This window comes from Gemmatimonadetes bacterium SCN 70-22, from assembly GCA_001724275.1.
Lineage (GTDB): Bacteria > Gemmatimonadota > Gemmatimonadetes > Gemmatimonadales > Gemmatimonadaceae > SCN-70-22.
This window is the reverse complement of sequence record MEDZ01000002.1, coordinates 74,641-90,215: the sequence shown is the minus strand read 5'-3', so window position 1 is coordinate 90,215 and position 15,575 is coordinate 74,641. Positions and strand designations below refer to the sequence as shown.

General features: G+C 70.6%; 14 protein-coding genes. 4 read left to right on the top strand and 10 right to left on the bottom strand.

What is annotated here, in order from left to right; all coding sequences use genetic code 11:
• Positions 1–61: 61 nt before the first annotated feature.
• Complete coding sequence (locus ABS52_00490; GenBank protein ID ODT05218.1) at positions 62–1,093, top strand: hypothetical protein; 1,032 nt, start codon at positions 62–64, stop codon at positions 1,091–1,093.
• A gap of 21 nt (positions 1,094–1,114) precedes the next feature.
• On the opposite strand, the gene ABS52_00485 is transcribed toward ABS52_00490, so the two are convergent.
• Positions 1,115–1,702, bottom strand: a complete 588-nt coding sequence (locus tag ABS52_00485) for a bacteriocin-protection protein (GenBank protein ID ODT05217.1) — start codon at positions 1,700–1,702, stop codon at positions 1,115–1,117.
• 154 nt (positions 1,703–1,856) lie between these two features.
• Between ABS52_00485 and ABS52_00480 the strand changes: the two genes are divergently transcribed.
• Entirely contained in the window at positions 1,857–3,395 is a 1,539-nt protein-coding gene (locus ABS52_00480; GenBank protein ODT05216.1) for a hypothetical protein, read from the top strand.
• A gap of 64 nt (positions 3,396–3,459) precedes the next feature.
• On the opposite strand, the gene ABS52_00475 is transcribed toward ABS52_00480, so the two are convergent.
• Entirely contained in the window at positions 3,460–3,999 is a 540-nt protein-coding gene (locus tag ABS52_00475) for a GNAT family N-acetyltransferase (GenBank protein ODT05215.1), read from the bottom strand.
• 212 nt (positions 4,000–4,211) lie between these two features.
• Between ABS52_00475 and ABS52_00470 the strand changes: the two genes are divergently transcribed.
• Positions 4,212–5,075, top strand: coding sequence for a tRNA glutamyl-Q synthetase (locus tag ABS52_00470; GenBank protein ODT05214.1), 864 nt, complete (start codon positions 4,212–4,214; stop codon positions 5,073–5,075).
• Positions 5,076–5,178: 103 nt separating this feature from the next.
• Here ABS52_00470 and ABS52_00465 read toward each other — a convergent pair whose 3' ends face one another.
• The 4 genes from ABS52_00465 to ABS52_00450 all read right to left on the bottom strand — a co-directional run bounded on the left by ABS52_00465 (position 5,179) and on the right by ABS52_00450 (position 9,216).
• Positions 5,179–5,562 (bottom strand): reactive intermediate/imine deaminase, encoded by a 384-nt coding sequence (locus ABS52_00465; protein ODT05213.1) that lies wholly within the window; start codon positions 5,560–5,562, stop codon positions 5,179–5,181.
• 79 nt (positions 5,563–5,641) lie between these two features.
• A complete protein-coding gene (locus tag ABS52_00460; protein ODT05212.1) occupies positions 5,642–7,144 on the bottom strand; it encodes a hypothetical protein in 1,503 nt (500 codons plus the stop codon).
• A 316-nt stretch (positions 7,145–7,460) separates the two neighbouring features.
• Positions 7,461–7,946, bottom strand: a complete 486-nt coding sequence (locus tag ABS52_00455; GenBank protein ID ODT05211.1) for a hypothetical protein — start codon at positions 7,944–7,946, stop codon at positions 7,461–7,463.
• A 157-nt stretch (positions 7,947–8,103) separates the two neighbouring features.
• Complete coding sequence (locus ABS52_00450) at positions 8,104–9,216, bottom strand: hypothetical protein (GenBank protein ID ODT05210.1); 1,113 nt, start codon at positions 9,214–9,216, stop codon at positions 8,104–8,106.
• 149 nt (positions 9,217–9,365) lie between these two features.
• On the opposite strand from ABS52_00450, the gene ABS52_00445 reads away from it, so the two are divergent.
• Positions 9,366–10,406, top strand: a complete 1,041-nt coding sequence (locus ABS52_00445; protein ID ODT05209.1) for a hypothetical protein — start codon at positions 9,366–9,368, stop codon at positions 10,404–10,406.
• 103 nt (positions 10,407–10,509) lie between these two features.
• Here the strand turns inward: ABS52_00445 and ABS52_00440 are convergent, their stop codons facing one another.
• From ABS52_00440 to ABS52_00425, 4 genes are all read right to left on the bottom strand, one after another.
• Positions 10,510–11,097 (bottom strand): phosphohydrolase, encoded by a 588-nt coding sequence (locus tag ABS52_00440; protein ODT05208.1) that lies wholly within the window; start codon positions 11,095–11,097, stop codon positions 10,510–10,512.
• Positions 11,098–11,128: 31 nt separating this feature from the next.
• Complete coding sequence (locus ABS52_00435) at positions 11,129–11,872, bottom strand: hypothetical protein (protein ID ODT05207.1); 744 nt, start codon at positions 11,870–11,872, stop codon at positions 11,129–11,131.
• On the bottom strand, positions 11,872–13,287 hold the full coding sequence (locus ABS52_00430; protein ODT05206.1) for a selenium-binding protein: 1,416 nt from the start codon (positions 13,285–13,287) through the stop codon (positions 11,872–11,874). The genes ABS52_00435 and ABS52_00430 overlap by 1 nt, the downstream gene beginning before the upstream one ends.
• Positions 13,288–13,475: 188 nt before the next feature.
• On the bottom strand, positions 13,476–15,572 hold the full coding sequence (locus ABS52_00425) for a hypothetical protein (GenBank protein ODT05205.1): 2,097 nt from the start codon (positions 15,570–15,572) through the stop codon (positions 13,476–13,478).
• Positions 15,573–15,575: the final 3 nt, after the last annotated feature.

Below are 15,575 nucleotides of genomic sequence, written 5' to 3'. Positions count from 1 at the left end.
GGTGGTAGTACAGCGGCTGACGCCGCCGGACGCTGCGCCAGACTCCCTATATGCGGACACGATGGGCGTGGCGCTATTCCGCAACCGGGCGGCCGGTGACTATGCCATCACCGCGATTCGGACACTGACGGAGCGTGAGATCTCCCTTGCTGGAGATGCACTTGGCGATGAAACGATGTTCACCGCGCGAGTCACGGTGACGCTTGACGTCGAGGAAGACGCAAGGGAGAGCCTTCGGCTCGTCCGGCCGGAGCGCGGGTCACTGCTCGTGAGCGAACTCGCGCCGCTCGTGCTCGAGGATGTCAGAGGAGTAGCCTACCGATTCGCCAACTACTTGCGCATACACAACAACGCTGACAGTACGATATCGCTCGCGAACGTCCTCTTCGTCTCGGCCTTGCCCAACTGGCGGGACTACTCGTCCGCCAATCCGGTGAACAGCTGCTCCACCTTCGCTCCTCTGATGCGAGACCCCGGCGGGATCTGGGCACAGCGGATCTATCGCTTCCCGCCTGACGCTCGTTCCCTCCAGCCTGGAGAGTCTGCATTGGCGGTCACGGATGCGATCGATCACCGCCGCGTCGCTCCGGATCAGCCGGGTTTCCACGATTTCTCCATGGCAGACTTCATGGCAAACTTCGAGTTCATCGGTCGCTCCGACGTTGACAATCCCGCTGTACCGAATGTCATCAGCGTCGGCCCATACACGCTCGACGTGGACGGGCACGGCTGGATAGCGTACGAAACCAGCCCGATCTACGGTCTGGCGGCACCGCTGGCGCTCGATACGCTCCCCAGGCAGTTCAACGCCATCTGGTCGGGTGGCTCCGACTTCGTTCGGATTCCGAAGACGGCAGTGCTGGACGTCCTCTCGGCGGATCGCACACAGCCCTCGCTGTATCCTGCGTGCCCGCCAACGCTGCTACCGTCGCTCGATGCCGAGACGGCTCGGCTGCTTCCGGGGGCGGGACCGTATTCGTTGCATCGTCGTGTGGCTCGCACGCTACGAAGCGGGCGGGCCATCCTGCAGCGCACGCGTGACTCGGCGGCGGATTGGTACCTCGCGCCGATGACGCCGTTTCAGGTGCCGTGAGCGTTCCGAAACCACCGCGCGCTACGCGGACGAGCCATTCGTCCGCGCCAGGAGCGACAGTCGCTTCTTCTGCGCCGAGTCCTGGATGAGTTGCGCGAGTCGCCGCTCCCGCGTCGCCTCCTGCTTGGCGCTCATGACCCACGCGATCGCCGTCCCGCGGTAGCCGGCCGGCTGGGCTTCGAAGAACGTCCACGCAGCCCGGTGTTTCTGGAACGCCTTCGCATACGGTTCGCCGAACGCGGTGGGGCGCCGCTCGTAGGAGTAGGTCGCGGATCGCTCCTCCCGGCGCGCGGCGAACGCCTTGCGGCCGGGTTCGCGCATGTGCCCCAGCGCCTCGAGTTCGGCGACACGCCTGATGTTCACCGCGCTCCAGGTGCTGGTTGGCTTCCGGGGCGTGAAGCGGATGACGTACCGCTCGTCGTCGACCCGCTTCCTTATGCCGTCGATCCACCCGTAGCAAAGCGCCTCGTCCACCGACTGCGGCCAGGTGAGCGACGGCCTCCCGGTCCCCACCTTGTGGAAACCGACCCAGATCTCCGTGGCCGATGCGTGATGCCGCGCCAGCCACGCGCGCCATTCGCCGGGGGAGGAGAAGTAGGTGGGCACCATGAGTCGGGGTGGATTCCCCGACAATCTCTTTGTGACTTCGTGACGCGGCCAGTACCCAGTTGCGCCCGAGTACTCTTGCCACGCGAGCGAGCAGGAGTCAGCGTCTCGGAAGCCGAGCTCCCGTCTCCCAACTCCCGCCTCCCGTCTCAGCTCCGTGCACCGCCGCCTCTTTCTCTCCGACCTCGCGCGCTACGCCGCCCTCTGTGCCGGCACGCCGACCCTTTGGCGCGTGACCAGCCGCCCCTTCCTGACGGGCTACCCCTTCACCTTGGGCGTGGCCAGCGGCGATCCCACGCCTGACGCGTGCGTAATCTGGACTCGCCTGGCGCCGGATCCCTTTGCCCCGCTGGGCGGAATGGACGGGAGCAAGGCGGCAGTGGCGTGGGAAGTGGCGGAGGACGAGAGTTTCGGCAGGGTCGTGCAGCGTGGGCGCCATACGGCGGCGCCCGAGCTGGGCTATTCGGTGCACGTGGACGTGCAGGGGCTCGCTCCCGATCGCTGGTACTACTACCGCTTCACCTTGGCCGAGGGGACGAGCCCGGTCGGGCGCCTGCGGACGACGCCACCGGAGGGCGCGACCACGCCGCTCGACCTCGCCTTCGCGTCGTGCCAGCACTACGAGCAGGGGCTGTTCACGGCGTACGAGCACATGGCGGCGGAGCGACTCGACCTGGTGGCGCACCTGGGCGACTACATCTACGAATCGTTGGGGACGGGGGCCCAGGTGCGCAGGCACCATGGCTACGAGCCGATCTCGCTCGACGACTATCGCAATCGCTACGCACAGTACAAGCTGGACCCCGCGCTGCAGGCCGCGCACCTGACGTGTCCGTGGATCGTGACGTGGGACGACCACGAGGTGGACAACAACTACGCGGGGACGGTGGGCGAGAACCTGTACGAATCGGACGAGCAGATGCGCGCGCGGCGCGCGGCGGCGTACCAGGCGTGGTGGGAGCACCAGCCGGTGCGCGTCCCGCGGGCCACGTCGTGGGCCGACCTCAACATCACGCGCACGGCCAACTGGGGGGCGCTGGCGCGCTTCTGGGTGCTGGACTCGCGACAATACCGCAGCGACCAGGCGTGCGGCGACGGCAGCCGTGTGGTCCCGTGCGGAAACTGGAGCGACCCGTCTCGCACCCTCCTCGGCGCCGCGCAGGAACGGTGGGTGACCAGCGGCCTCGGGACGTCGCGGGCGACCTGGCAGGTGCTGGCCCAGCAGGTGATGATGGCCCCCTTCGACAGCAGGCCGGGAGCGGAGGCGCAGGTGTCGATGGACCAGTGGTCCGGTTACCCAGCCGCGCGCGAGCGGTTGCTGGGGGCCATCGCCGAGCGTGCCAGGGGGCGCACCGTGGTGCTGACGGGGGACATCCACGCCAACTTCGTGAACGAGCTGCACGCGGGCTTCGACCGTCCCGGTCGTCCGGTGGTGGCCGCGGAGTTCGTGGGGACGAGCATTTCATCGGGCGGCGATGGCTATCGGGCGTACCAGGGGTGGGATGCCGCACGCGCCGACAACCCGCACATCAAGTGGCACAACGCCCGGCGCGGCTACGTGCGCTGCCGGGTGACGCGCGACGAATGGCGCGCCGACTATCGCATCGTCCCGTACATCTCGCGCCCGGGGGCGCCCATCGAGACGGCGACGAGCTGGCGGGTCGAGCACGGCCGCCCGGGGATCGAGCAGGCATGAGCGCGTGAGCGCGTCGCCGTGAGGTCCGGGCGCGTCGCGCCGGGCCCATGTTGCACCTGACGAGTCAGGTGACGGCGACGCCGCGCGTCATGCGCACGAAGCGCAACGGAGTTCCGTCGGGGAGGGCATCGACGACCCGCTCCCGTTCGACGAAGCCGCTGGCCGCGTAGAACGGGACACCAGGGAGCGTGGCCATCAGCTCCAGTGAGCGAAATCCGGCGTCGTGTGCGGCCGCGGCACAGGCCGCAAGGAGGGCGCGCCCCACCCCGCGGCGCGCCGCTTCGGGGGCGACGAAGAAGGCGCGGATGCGCGCGGCGTCGCGCGCCGGGTCGAGCAACTCGGCCACCTCGCCCATGGGGCGCTGGTCGCCGCCATACAGCGTGCGCCGCCGGCTCCATCCGCCGCATCCGAGGAGTGTCGCGCCATCCTCCACCACGAAGTACGTCCCGTCATCCACCAGCGACGTGTCGACGCCGAAGACGAAGCGTATCGCCGCTTCTGTCTCTGCCTCGGTGTAGAAGCCGCGGCTCAACTCTCGCGCCGAGCGGGTGATGAGGGCGTTGAGGAGCGGGATGTCGTCGCGAGTGGCGGGTCGGATGCGCATGGCGTGCGTATGCGGCGGTGCGGGGGAGCGGACGGTGCGCGGGGGTGGACGGTCGACGATCCTGTGACAGGATGCGCGCCGCGGCGCGCGCCGGATAGGGGGCGTTGCTGCGTCCCCCTCCAACCGCGGAGGATCGCCGCTACCTTCCCGTCCATGTCGACCGCGTTCGCGCCGCACGGCACCGAGGCGCCCCCTGCTGGAAGCGCGTCATCGTGATTTATCGCGGCCGTATTGCCCCGACGCCGACCGGGGAGCTCCACCTGGGACACGCGCGTACCTTCCACGCCGCATTCGAGCGCGCCATGGTTGCACACGGCGCGCTGGTCCTCCGCATCGAGGACCTCGACCCGCTGCGCTGCCGCCCCGAGTATACGCAGCAGGCCATCGACGACCTGCGCTGGATGGGGGTGCACTGCACCGAGGGGCCGTACTTCCAGTCGCAGCGCACCGAGGTGTACGTGGACGCCTGGCGCCGCCTGCGTGACGCGGGGGTGATCTACCCGAGCCACGTTTCCCGCAAGGAGCTGCGCGATGCGGCGCATGCGCCGCACGAGGACGAGGAGGGGGCGGAGCCGATCTTCCCGGTGAAGTGGCGAGCGCGCATCGGCGCCGAACGCGAGTACGAGGCGCCGTGGGGCGTGGCGTGGCGCTTTCGCGTTCCCGATGGCGAGACGATCCGTTTCGACGACGCCAAGCGTGGAATGCAGGCGTACACGGCCGGGGTCGACTTCGGTGATTTCGTGATCTGGCGCAAGGACGGGGTCCCCGCCTACGAGCTGGCCGTCGTGGCCGACGACGTCGCGATGGGGATCACCGAGGTGGTGCGGGGCGAGGACCTCCTCAAGTCGACGGCGCGGCAGCTGCTGGTCTATCGCGCACTCGGCGCCACGCCGCCCGCGTGGCGCCACGAGCCGCTGGTGCGCGACGCGCAGGGGCGGCGGCTGGCGAAGCGGTACCAGGCGTTGTCGCTCAGGACGTTGCGGGAGCGGGGGTTCACTTTCGAGGAACTGCTGGCACGCGGTGACGGCATGGCGGGTCTTGGCGATGGAGAGGCGGCCGCCTCGTCCCATGGGTGAATCCGCCCTCTGGACTGTCACGCGAGCACGCGCCTCGCCATCCGCGATGACGAACGGCCCGGCAACCTGCGCCGGGCCGTTCGTTCAGGGCGTCATCCGAGGCTCAACTACGCCGCGCCACCAACTCGATCTCGACCGACGCACCCAACGGCAGCCCAGCCACCGCCACCGTCGTGCGCGCCGGATACGGCTTCGTGAAGCGCGCGCCGTACGCCTTGTTCATCTGCGGGAAGTTCGCCATGTCGGTGAGGTAGACGTTGCACTTGATCACGTCGTCCATCGACATCCCGGAATCTTCCAGCACCGCCTGGAGGTTGTCGAAGGCGCGGTGCGTCTGCGCCTCGACGTCGCCCTCGACCAGCTTCCCCGTCGAGGGGTCGATCGGCGTCTGCCCCGACAGGTACAAAAGCTCTCCCGCCCAGACGGCGTGGGAGTACGGGCCGATGGCCGCCGGTCCGCGGGCACTCTCGACGTGCTTGCGTGGCATCAGGAACTCTCCGGTACAGTGAGGAAGGGCGGCGCGAGGGCTTCGCGCCGGGGTGCGTGCGTCTATGGGTTGTGCCCGGTCAGGGAGTGCTGCGGGGCTTCGGTGCTGCCGGTGCTACTGGGTTTCCCGGGGCGCGCCCCGCGGCGCGCCCGGCGGCGGCGATCGAGTCGCCCGTGGCAATCGAGTCGGCCGCGGCCCGGCGCTCGCGCGCCGCGATAACCTTGCTCAACCGCTCCCGCGGCAGCGTCCACTCGGGTGCCTTCCACCCGCCCCGCTCGACGGGCGACAGCCCGCCACCCGCCGGCCGCAACGCGCCGAGGAACTCGCGGTACCGCGATCCGGGATTCCACAACGCCCAGCTCTTCGCCCCGGCGTCGTACGCCCCCTGAATCTGCGCCCGCAACTCGGCGGCGCCGTAGGTGAGCCCGCGGATGCTCATCGCCTCCAGCCAGGGCATCACCTCGCCCACCCGCACCCTGGCCGAGTCGCGCACGAATCGCGTGCGCTCCATGGCATCGGTCGTCGCCAGGCGCACGACCTCGTACGGGTTGGCATGCGGGCGCTTGAAGCCGTAGAGCCCCGCCGAGTAGTGCGATGGATACACCATCGGGAGGACGACGTCGGCGTTCGAGATGACGGTCTCCCAATGCTGCCCGATCTCGACGTCGCCCTCGAGGTGCGTCACCAGGCCGAAGACGTCGGCGGTGACGGGAACCTGGTAGTCCTGCAACTGCTGCCGGGAGTAGCGCAGGAAGTTGCGGATGTTGTCGGCTCGGGAAACGTCGTTGCTCCCGGGATACGTCATCACCTCGCGCATGCGCGACGTGACGTCGGGGAAGCGTACGTAATCCCACTGCAGCTCGGAGAAGCCCATGTCGAGCGCCTCGCGGGCGATGGCGATGTTGTAGTCCCACACGCGCTTGTCGTAGGGATTCACCCACGCCCCGCCCTTGTTGTCGCGCCAGACGCTGCCATTCACGTGGCGAATGGCCAGCTCGGGCTTCCGCTCGGCGAGTTGCCGGTCCTTGAAGACGACGATGCGGGCGATGGAGTAGATGCCGTGCGCCTGCAGCGTGTCGATCAGCGCCGGGAGCCACTTCGTGGCCGGGCGCTGGTCGGCGCCGATCTCCCTGGCCAGCGGGATGGCCGTGCTGTCGTACGCCAGGTAGGTGTCCGACTCCTTCACGTCGATGACGAAGGCGTTGATCTCCGTCGAGTCGGCGATGGCGATGAGCTCGGCCATGCGGCTCCGGGAGCCGGCGGCCCAGGCGTTCACGTAGAGGGCGCGCACCGAATCGGGACGCGGGACGCGGTTGCCGAAGCGTGCGCGCCACGCGGCCAGGCTGTCGGCGGCGCGCTCCTCGGGCGTACGCGCGCGCGCCCGTCCGGTGGCACGCTCGCTCGACGCGTCGGCGGCGTGCGTCTCCTGCGCGCCGGCCCTTGGTGGGGCGTTGTTGTCGCAGGCGACGCTCGAGAGCGCGGCGGCGAGCGCGAGGAAGCGGCGCCAGGGTGCGCGATGCTTCGGCTCCGAGCGCGAAACGGCGAAGCGTGCGGTGACGGCGTTACGTGCAGGTAGGGACATCGCGTTGTCGAGGGCGTTGAACGCCGAAGACTGGGCGGGGCGCCCCGGCAGCGCAACGGGAGGGAGCGTCTTCCTGTCGCGCTACTGTCCGCGCCGCCCCGACTTGGCCGAAGTCGCCTGCGGCTTCACCCCGCCCGACTTGGGCGGGGCAGGGGGGTGTCCCTTGGCCGGCCCGGCAACGTGCTGTGCGCCGCCCGGGCGTTTGGGGGAGAAATCGGGGATGCGATTCTTCTTCTTCATTGCACTCGCCTCGTGTCGCGCACCGTCCACCACTCGTCAGGCGCCAGCCGCTGCGCGTGCCTCGGGAGGTGGCACCCTACCCCTTGGCCGATCCCGCGCCAGGGGCACCTCGCTCGCCCCACCCGAATTCCACGTGCCCGCGCATGCGTGAGCCTGCGGCGACTGTCAGCGACCCCGCCTTGAGGTCACCGAGCAGCACCCCTGATGATTGCAGTTCGACGCGCTCCGCGTCCAGCACATTTCCCTCCAATTCACCGGCGATGACGACGGCGTGGGCGCGCACCCCGCCGGCCAGCCTGGCCCCGGCGTCGATGGTGAGGTTGCCGTCGATGGTCACGTCGCCGGTGAATCGCCCGGCGATGCGCAGGTGACCCGACCCCTCGACCTTTCCCTGGATCGTGAGGTCGGCGCCGAGGATGGACTCGGTGGCGTCGCGTGGCAGTGGGCGCCGCGCTTCGCGGCTGTACGCCAGCTCGGCCGGCGCATCGCTCGGGGCGACGACATCGGTCGCCACGCCAGCCCCCTCCTTGCGGGGGGAGGAGGTCTCCTTCCAGAGTGCCACGGGACAGACTCCTGTTGGGGTCCCTGACGAATGCTCCCGGAGGCGACTTTCCGCTGTCGCCTAAATCACCATGGGGGCGATTTCACTCGTCAGGCGGACTCGGCCATTATGGTGGATGCTCACCGCACCCTGAAGGCTCACGGCGGGACGAGGGCCTTCACGCCCGACCGATGGCGACGAGCGTGGCCGGCGCTTCCTGGAGGACCATGGCGGCCGACCGCGCCCCGTCGAACCTTCCCGCCAGGCGCAACACTTGCGGGCGGATGGCGCGCACCACGGGGTGCGTCGCATCGGCAAGTCGCCCGAGCCGCCCCGCGGCGGTGGCGACGCGCGTGACGGCAGGACGCCGACGTCGTTCGTAGGCGGCGAGCGCCTGGCCGAGCGCGGGGGCACGGCGGAGCTCGTCGAGGAGTACCGCGGCGTCGACGAAGGCGCTGTTGGCTCCCTGGCCGAGGTTGGGCGCCATGGCGTGCGCCGCGTCACCCAGCAGGACCAGCGCCCCGTCGGACCAGCGCTGGCACTCCACGCGCTGCACTTCATTCACGATCAGGTCGCTGAATCGATCGACGGCACCCAGCACCCGTGCCGCTGGCGGATAGGCCTTCCCCCACGCCGCGCGCAGCGCCTCGAGGTCCCGGCGCTGGAGCGCGTCGCGGCAGGGGCGCGAGCAGCAGCTGGCGTACACGTACGTCCCGCCGTCAACGGCGAATGCGCCGAACAGGCCGACCGAGGTCCACGCCTCGACCCCGGTCGCGAAGCCTTCAGCGACCAGCGCCCGCAGGTAGCGAATGCCGGTGCCGTGTACCTTCGCCCCGAAGGCTCCGCATTCCCGCACGCGCGAGTGAACGCCGTCGGCGCCGATCACGAGGTCGGCGTGCATCGCGTGGTCGCCGTCTGCATCGCGCACGATCACGTCGCCGTCAGGAGTGACGCGCACGAGCGTGGTGCCGAATCGCCGCGTGATCCTCCCCTCGGCGGCGAGGGCATCGAGGAGGACTCCCAGGAGCGTCGCCCGACGGAGCAGGGCGATGCGCGGCGTCGTGTCTGGAGGCGTGAGCAGGGTGCGCTCGCGCGCGTCGGTGATGCGCGGGGCCAGGGCCGGCCGCGCCGAGGCGAGGGCGGGGGTGAGGCCGAGCGATTCGAGGACCGCGAGACCGTTGGCAGCCAGCGCGATCCCGGCGCCGACGCCCTCCGGGCGGGCCACTCGTTCGACGATCGTGACTCGGGCGCCCGCGCGGGCGAGCAGCAGTGCCGCGGCACACCCTCCCATGCCGCCGCCGACGACGATGACATCCAGTTCTTTAACGTTCATGAGACTCTCCGTGGGTTCGCAGGGAGAGTACGGGGGGGCGTGGCGACGAGCGTTGTCGCCTGCCGCCATCCTTGTGACCGTCGCCGCCACGGCGGCATGTTCCCCGCATGTCGGATCATTCCCTCCTGGCGGCGGTGACGGCGGGCGTGGTGGAGGGTGCCGTCGCCCTCGGCTGGAATCGGGATGCCCTGATTGCCGAGGCGGGGCTCGATGGCGCGCTGCTGGCAGACCCCGATGCGCGTGTCCCCCTCGTCCACGAGATCCGCGTCTGGGAGGTGCTCTCGCGAGAGCCGGTGGGGCTGGAGCTGGGGGAGCGGCTTGGCCTCGCGTCGATGGGGGTGGTGGGATATGCCATGCGGCACGGCGCCACTGCGCTCGAGGCGCTCGAGTGGCTGGAACGCTATCGCGCCGTGTTGCACCCCGACCTGGTGCCGCGCATGGAGCGGCGGAGCGGCCCCGAGGGCGATCGCATCGTCTTCGCCAAGGTCATCCCTCCTCCCTTCGCGCGGCTGCGCGAGCCGGTCTACACGCTGGCCTCGGCGATGGTGTCGACGATGCGGACGCTAACGGGACGCAGCAACATCAAGGCGCGCCACGTCCGCTACCCGCTCCCCCGTCCCGACGATCCCGGGCGTCACGAGCGGTACTTCGCCTGTCCCGTGGCCTGGGGAGCGGCGGAGTTCGAGATCGCCTTCGATGCGACGGAGCTGACGCTGCCGCTCCCGCGCTCGGATCCGCACCTGTTCTCATACCTGGCGCGCCGCGCCGACGAGTTGCTGGCGCGGCTCCCCGAGGTCGAGAGCGCGACCGGGCGCGTGCGCCGGGAAGTCGGAGCGTCTCTGGCGAGCGGGGAGCCGCGACTGGCGGCGATCGCGCGCCGGCTGGCGATGTCGGAGCGCACCCTCCACCGACGGCTGGCGGGGGAGGGGACGTCGTTCGCCGCGATCGTCGACGAGGCACGCCGCGAGCGGGCGATGCTCCTGCTGGAGGACAGGCGGCTGAGCAGCTCGGAGGTCGCCTTCCTGCTGGGCTTCGCCGAGCCGGCGACGTTCATCCGGGCATTTCGGCGGTGGACGGGAGAGACGCCGCACGAGTGGCGCCAGGGGCGGCGGGGCGCGCCCGCGACAGCCGGTGGCCAGGGTGCCTGAGGAGAGCCAGGCAGTCGGCGATGGGCCGTAGCCGCCTCAGGGCGAGGGGGCTTCGTCGCGCACGTCGTCTCGTTCGTGCACGTCGTCTCGCTCGCGCGCGTCGTCACTCTCGCGCGTCGTCCCTCTCGCGCGCGCGGCGCTCCGTCTCCTGGTCGAGGAGCGCCCTGAGCGCCTCCAGCATCGGGTGCCCCTCGGTGTAGCGCCGTCCGTACCCCAGGTTGAAGCGGTAATCGAAGTCCGGCGGGTTGGCGCCCTGGGTGTGCTGCAGGATCGTCTCGAGCTTGTCGAGCCCCTTGGCCAGCCGTGCCTCGGGGGTCGACGCCGCTTCGTACTCGTCCCAGAGCGCGGTGATCTCGTCGCGCTGTGCCGGGGGGAGGGGGGCCAGCAGCCGCAACAAGTCGCGCCGTTCGTCGGCCGCCTTTCCCTCGGGGCGGAGCGCCTGCTCGGGGGCCGGGACGTCGCCGCCGATCGCCTCGCCGAGGTCGTGCACGATGCAGATCCTGATCAGGCGCGCGAAGTCGACCTCGGGGAAGCCGTGATGCAGCACCAGCGCCATCAGGCAGAGCCGCCAGGTGTGCTCGGCGACGCTCTCCGGTTGTCCGGCGGTGGTCCAACCGCTGCGCGTGGCGGTCTTGAGCGCCTCGGCGGCGCGGAGAAACGCGAGGATTCCGGGGAGGTCGGCGTGCTGCATGGCGGGAATTTACGCCACCCTCCTCGGCGAATCACCAGACGGCCAATGCTCCCGCGGTCAGGAGGAGCGAGGCCGCCCAGATGAGGTCCAGGTTCACCCAGGCTCGCCGCAGCACACGGAGTCCCGCGCGTTCGTATACCACGATGGCGAGGAGAGCGGTGACCAGAATGTAGCCGAGGGTGTGCACGAGGGTCGCCATGATGGCGCCCAAGGAGGGCGAGGTGCTGGCGGGCCGGCCCTGCGGCGTCATTGCCCGAACGCCCGCGAGTCGGTGCGCCGCGTGCGCGTCGTGCCGCGCAGCGCCCCGTGCGGGCGGAGCGAGCACTGGGGCACCTCCCTGCGCCGCATGGGCGGCGGGAGGTGCGCCCAGGGCACCGGCTTCGGCGGCGAACGGTACCGCCATCAGGCCGGCGCCGTGCGCCGTGGCCACCAGGAACGACCACGCCACGAGATCACGCGCCCCCACGCGCATCCCGCCAAGCCGCGGGTGCCGATGCCGCTGCAGCTGGCGGAAACCCAGGAGCGCGAGCGCGCCGATCACCACCCAGCGCAGCACGTCCGGCGGCATGACCCGGCCGGCCGCCATCGCGAGCGCGACCGCCACGATGATGGCCAGGGCGTGCCCCGCGGTGAGCGGGAGGAGGGCGCGCCAGACGGCGCGCCGCTCCTCCTGCTGCAACCCGAGCGCGACGGCGAAGAGCCACCCCATCCCGGGATTGAGGCCGTGGAGCGCCCCCAGCAGCAGGAGGGCGAGCCACGGCCAGGCCGCGTGCATCACGAGAAGCAGAACGAGTCCGAGGACGCGTCCCCTCCCTCGAGCCGCACCTGGTGCGGACGGATCCCCTCGTCGAACTCGACCAGGAAGTCCTTGTCGAGCGCCATCGTTCCGTCGGAGCGCGTGTCGATCTTCGCCATCCAGCCGTTGATCCCGTCGGGGTAGAACTGCGCATCCCACGGCGAGTACAGCGAGTTGGTGATGTAGACGCGCTTGCCGTCGCGGCTCACCTCGACCATCTGCGGCGCGCCATTGAGCGCGCGCTCGGGGGCGCTGGGGTGCGGCGAGCGGGCCACGATCCCGCCGATCTGGACCGAGCCGGTGAAGACCGGGTTGAACGGGTCGCTGACATCGTAGCGGCGCAGCTCGCCCGTTCCCCAGCACGAGACGTACAGCCAGCGATCGTCCACCGAGAGGTTGATGTCGGTGACCAGCGGCGGCACGGCGCTGAAGCCCTTGAGGAGCGGGGGGAGCTGGTCGGGGGCGGCCGGCTGCGCGGGGATGGTGATGACCTTCCTCGCCTTCCACTCGCCCTTGCCGCCGTTGGCCTCGCCGTCGAGGTACCAGAGGAAGATCGACGACGAGAGGTCGGTGAGCGACAGGACGACGCCGACGAAGCCGTAGGCGCGCTTGGGGTTGTGCGCGGGGCGCAGCTCGAGGACCATCTGCTGCTCGGCCCCGAGGTCGATGGCCTGCTCGTGGCGGCGCGTGCGCAGGTTCCAGACGTGCAGCGCGTGCCCGTACTTCCCCGCCAGCAGCAACTCCGGGTTCACGCCCTCCTTCACCATGTTCGGCGTCCCCCACTCGCTGGTGATCATGGTGTCGTGGCCGAGGTGCCAGAGGAAGTCGTAGGCCAGGTACTGCGGGCCGCGGGCCCGCTCCCACTTCCCCTGCACCTCGAACGTCTCGTGGTCGAGGGTGAAGATCCCACCCGGGCCATCGCCGCCGGGGGCGCCTAACGCGTTCAGGTAGATACCGTCGGGGCCGCAGTGCACGGTGTGCGGGGCGGCGTACCCGGTCTTCTGCATCACCTCGCGCCCCTCGATCACCTTCACGAGCTTCGGATTGCGCGGGTCGGGCCGGGTGTCGACGATGTGGATCCGCGACGAGTGCGTCCCGGGGACGACCAGGTAGCGACGCTCCACGTGCGCGTTCGGGGCGTAGGGGCAGAGGTGGGAGCTGCACGCATTCCAGCCGAAGTGGTGCAGCTCGTTCCCCCCGTGGGGGAAATCCACGCGGCCCACCAGGCGGCCGTAGGTGGGCGAGGCAGGGTTGGTGTCGACGACGCCGATGGCGTCGCGCTTCCCGTTGCCGCCCGGGGCGAGGAGGGCGACGTACGCCAGCTGCTCGGCGGGCGCTTCCATCGCCAGGGCAGGGGACGGGTAGAAGGTGGGGTCAGGAGTCCAGCGGCTCATCGGACTTCTCCAGTCGGGTTGTGGGTCCTCACTGGAGTGTTGCGGAGACGGCACGCCGCCGCGGACACCGCTCCTCGCCGGTGGTCCTGGCCGCGCGACGACTGACGTGCGCCTCTTCGCCGACATGGGCCGGGCGAGGATCGTCCGTGGTCCCGCCGGAACCTGCCCCGCCGGAACCTGACCCGGCGTCAGAACCAGCGGCCGATGCGGAAGTACCAGGCGGTCCGCCCCTCGTTGTTCACGCCATACTGGAGGCGCAGGGGGCCGAGGGGCGAGTCGGCGCCGAGTCCGAGGCGTGCCCCCGTGTACCAGCTCCCCGAGAGCGGGCGCGCGGGATCGCTCGACACCTGTCCTCCCATGACGGTGGCGATCGCCTGCAGCGGGCCGCGGAGGGGGAGCCCCAGGTCGGTCTGCAGCACGGTCTCGGTGTTGGCCAGCTTCTCGCCGATGTGGAAACCGGCGAAGCCGTCCTTGTCGCCTAACGTGAACCGCGCGGTGAGCGGCGCCTCACGGCTGGACCACCCCAGGTGCAACCTCGTGACCGCGCGCACGCCTCCCCAGGCGTGCGGACGCGACACAGTGACGGCGACGCGGCGGTAGCGGTTGGTCCAGTCCAGCTCGACGGCGCCGCCATAGGCGTGACGGTCGGGCGTGTGCTCGATGCGCGCCACGGCGCCGAAGGCGTCGCGGTCGCCGGCGGCGAGGGAATCGCCGCGCCGCGTGCTCCACCCGCGGTAGATGGCGGCCAGGCGCAGCATCCAGTCCCTCCCGAGGAGCTGTTCGGCTCCCCCTTGCACCATCCGCTCGCGCACCTCGGGGGCGCGCTCGAGGGGCGTCGCGACCCCGCTGGAGTCGAACAGGCGGATGTCCTCGATGGAGACGGCCAGCGATCCGAACGGGCGCAGGATCGTCCGTCCCAGCTGGAACGACGGACGGAGTCCGGCCGTCGCCTCCTGCCGGTAGACGCCGAAGCGCGTGCGGACGGAGGCTTCGAGGTTGCGGCTGGCGAAGCCGCGCTCCACCCCTCCCACCCAGACGCTCCCGCCCAGGTCCTGGTCGTACACCAGCCCCGCCGCCAGCGCGCGGTGAGGCGCGCGCTCGACGAGCGGCGCGAAGACAATGGAGTCGTCGCGAACCCGCGGGTTGAGCCAGATCCCGCGGAAGAACTCCGATTCGCCGAAGTCGCGCATCCGCTGCTGGAGCGCCGGGACGTCAGGGATCGCCCCCGGCACCGGACTGAGCGATTGCACGATGACGCGGCGGCTCGTGGCGCTCGACCGGTCGACCACCACGGAGCTGGCCAACGGAAGGAGCGCGACCTGCCGGCGCGGGCGCCGGGGGAGGCACGGGTCATCCGCCAGTTGCAACGCCGCTTTGCGCCCGCGGGCCACCAGCTCCGTCATGGCCACATCGGAGAAGTCGAGGTTGCCGTAGCCCGACACGTCGGTCCGGACGTCCACGTCGCCCGGCTCCAGCACCGGCGGGTTGGCCTGGAACAGGTAGTCGACCAGCTTGAGGGCGACCGACGCGTACGACGAGGGATCGGCGGGAGGGAGCCTGGGCTCGAGCCGCGACAGGATGACGCGCGTTGCTCCCAGCTCGCGGGCGACGCGCACGGGGGCATTCTCGGCCAGCCCCCCGTCGACCAGGGCGAGGCCATCGATCGTCACCGGCTTGAAGACGAGCGGGATCGCGAACGACGCGCGCACCGCCTGCGCGAGGTCACCCTTCGACAGGGTCACGCGCTTCCCGGTCTGCAGCTCGGCGGCCACGGCGCGGAAGGGAATCGGGAGCGAGTCGAAGTCGCCGCGCGCCAGCAGGTTGCCTCGCAGCAGCATCGCTGCCATTAGGGTGTTCACCTCGCCTTCGCGCACCGCGCTCGTCTGCAGCGCGAGGCTCGACGAATCCCCCTGCTCCCAGATGATGAGGGGCGGGTTGGCGCCGAGCGATCGCGGCGCGCGGGGGGCGTACTTCCCGATGAGCGGGCCGAAGTTGTAGTCGCGGGCCAGGGAATCGATCTGTCGCCCGGTGTAGCCGCTGGCATAGAGGGCGCCGGTGATGGCCCCCATGCTCGTCCCCACGATGAGGTCGGGGACGATGCCCAGCGAGTCCATCACCTGCATGACCCCCACGTGGGCGATGCCCAGCACCCCGCCGCCGGGAAGGACGAGGGCCACCTTCCCCGCCGGGCACGCCTGGGCGCGCAAATGCGCGGGGGTGAGGGGGGCGGCGACGAGGGCGATCGTCAGCAGCAAGGCGCGCAGGCGCATCGGTGGCGGCACCATCCT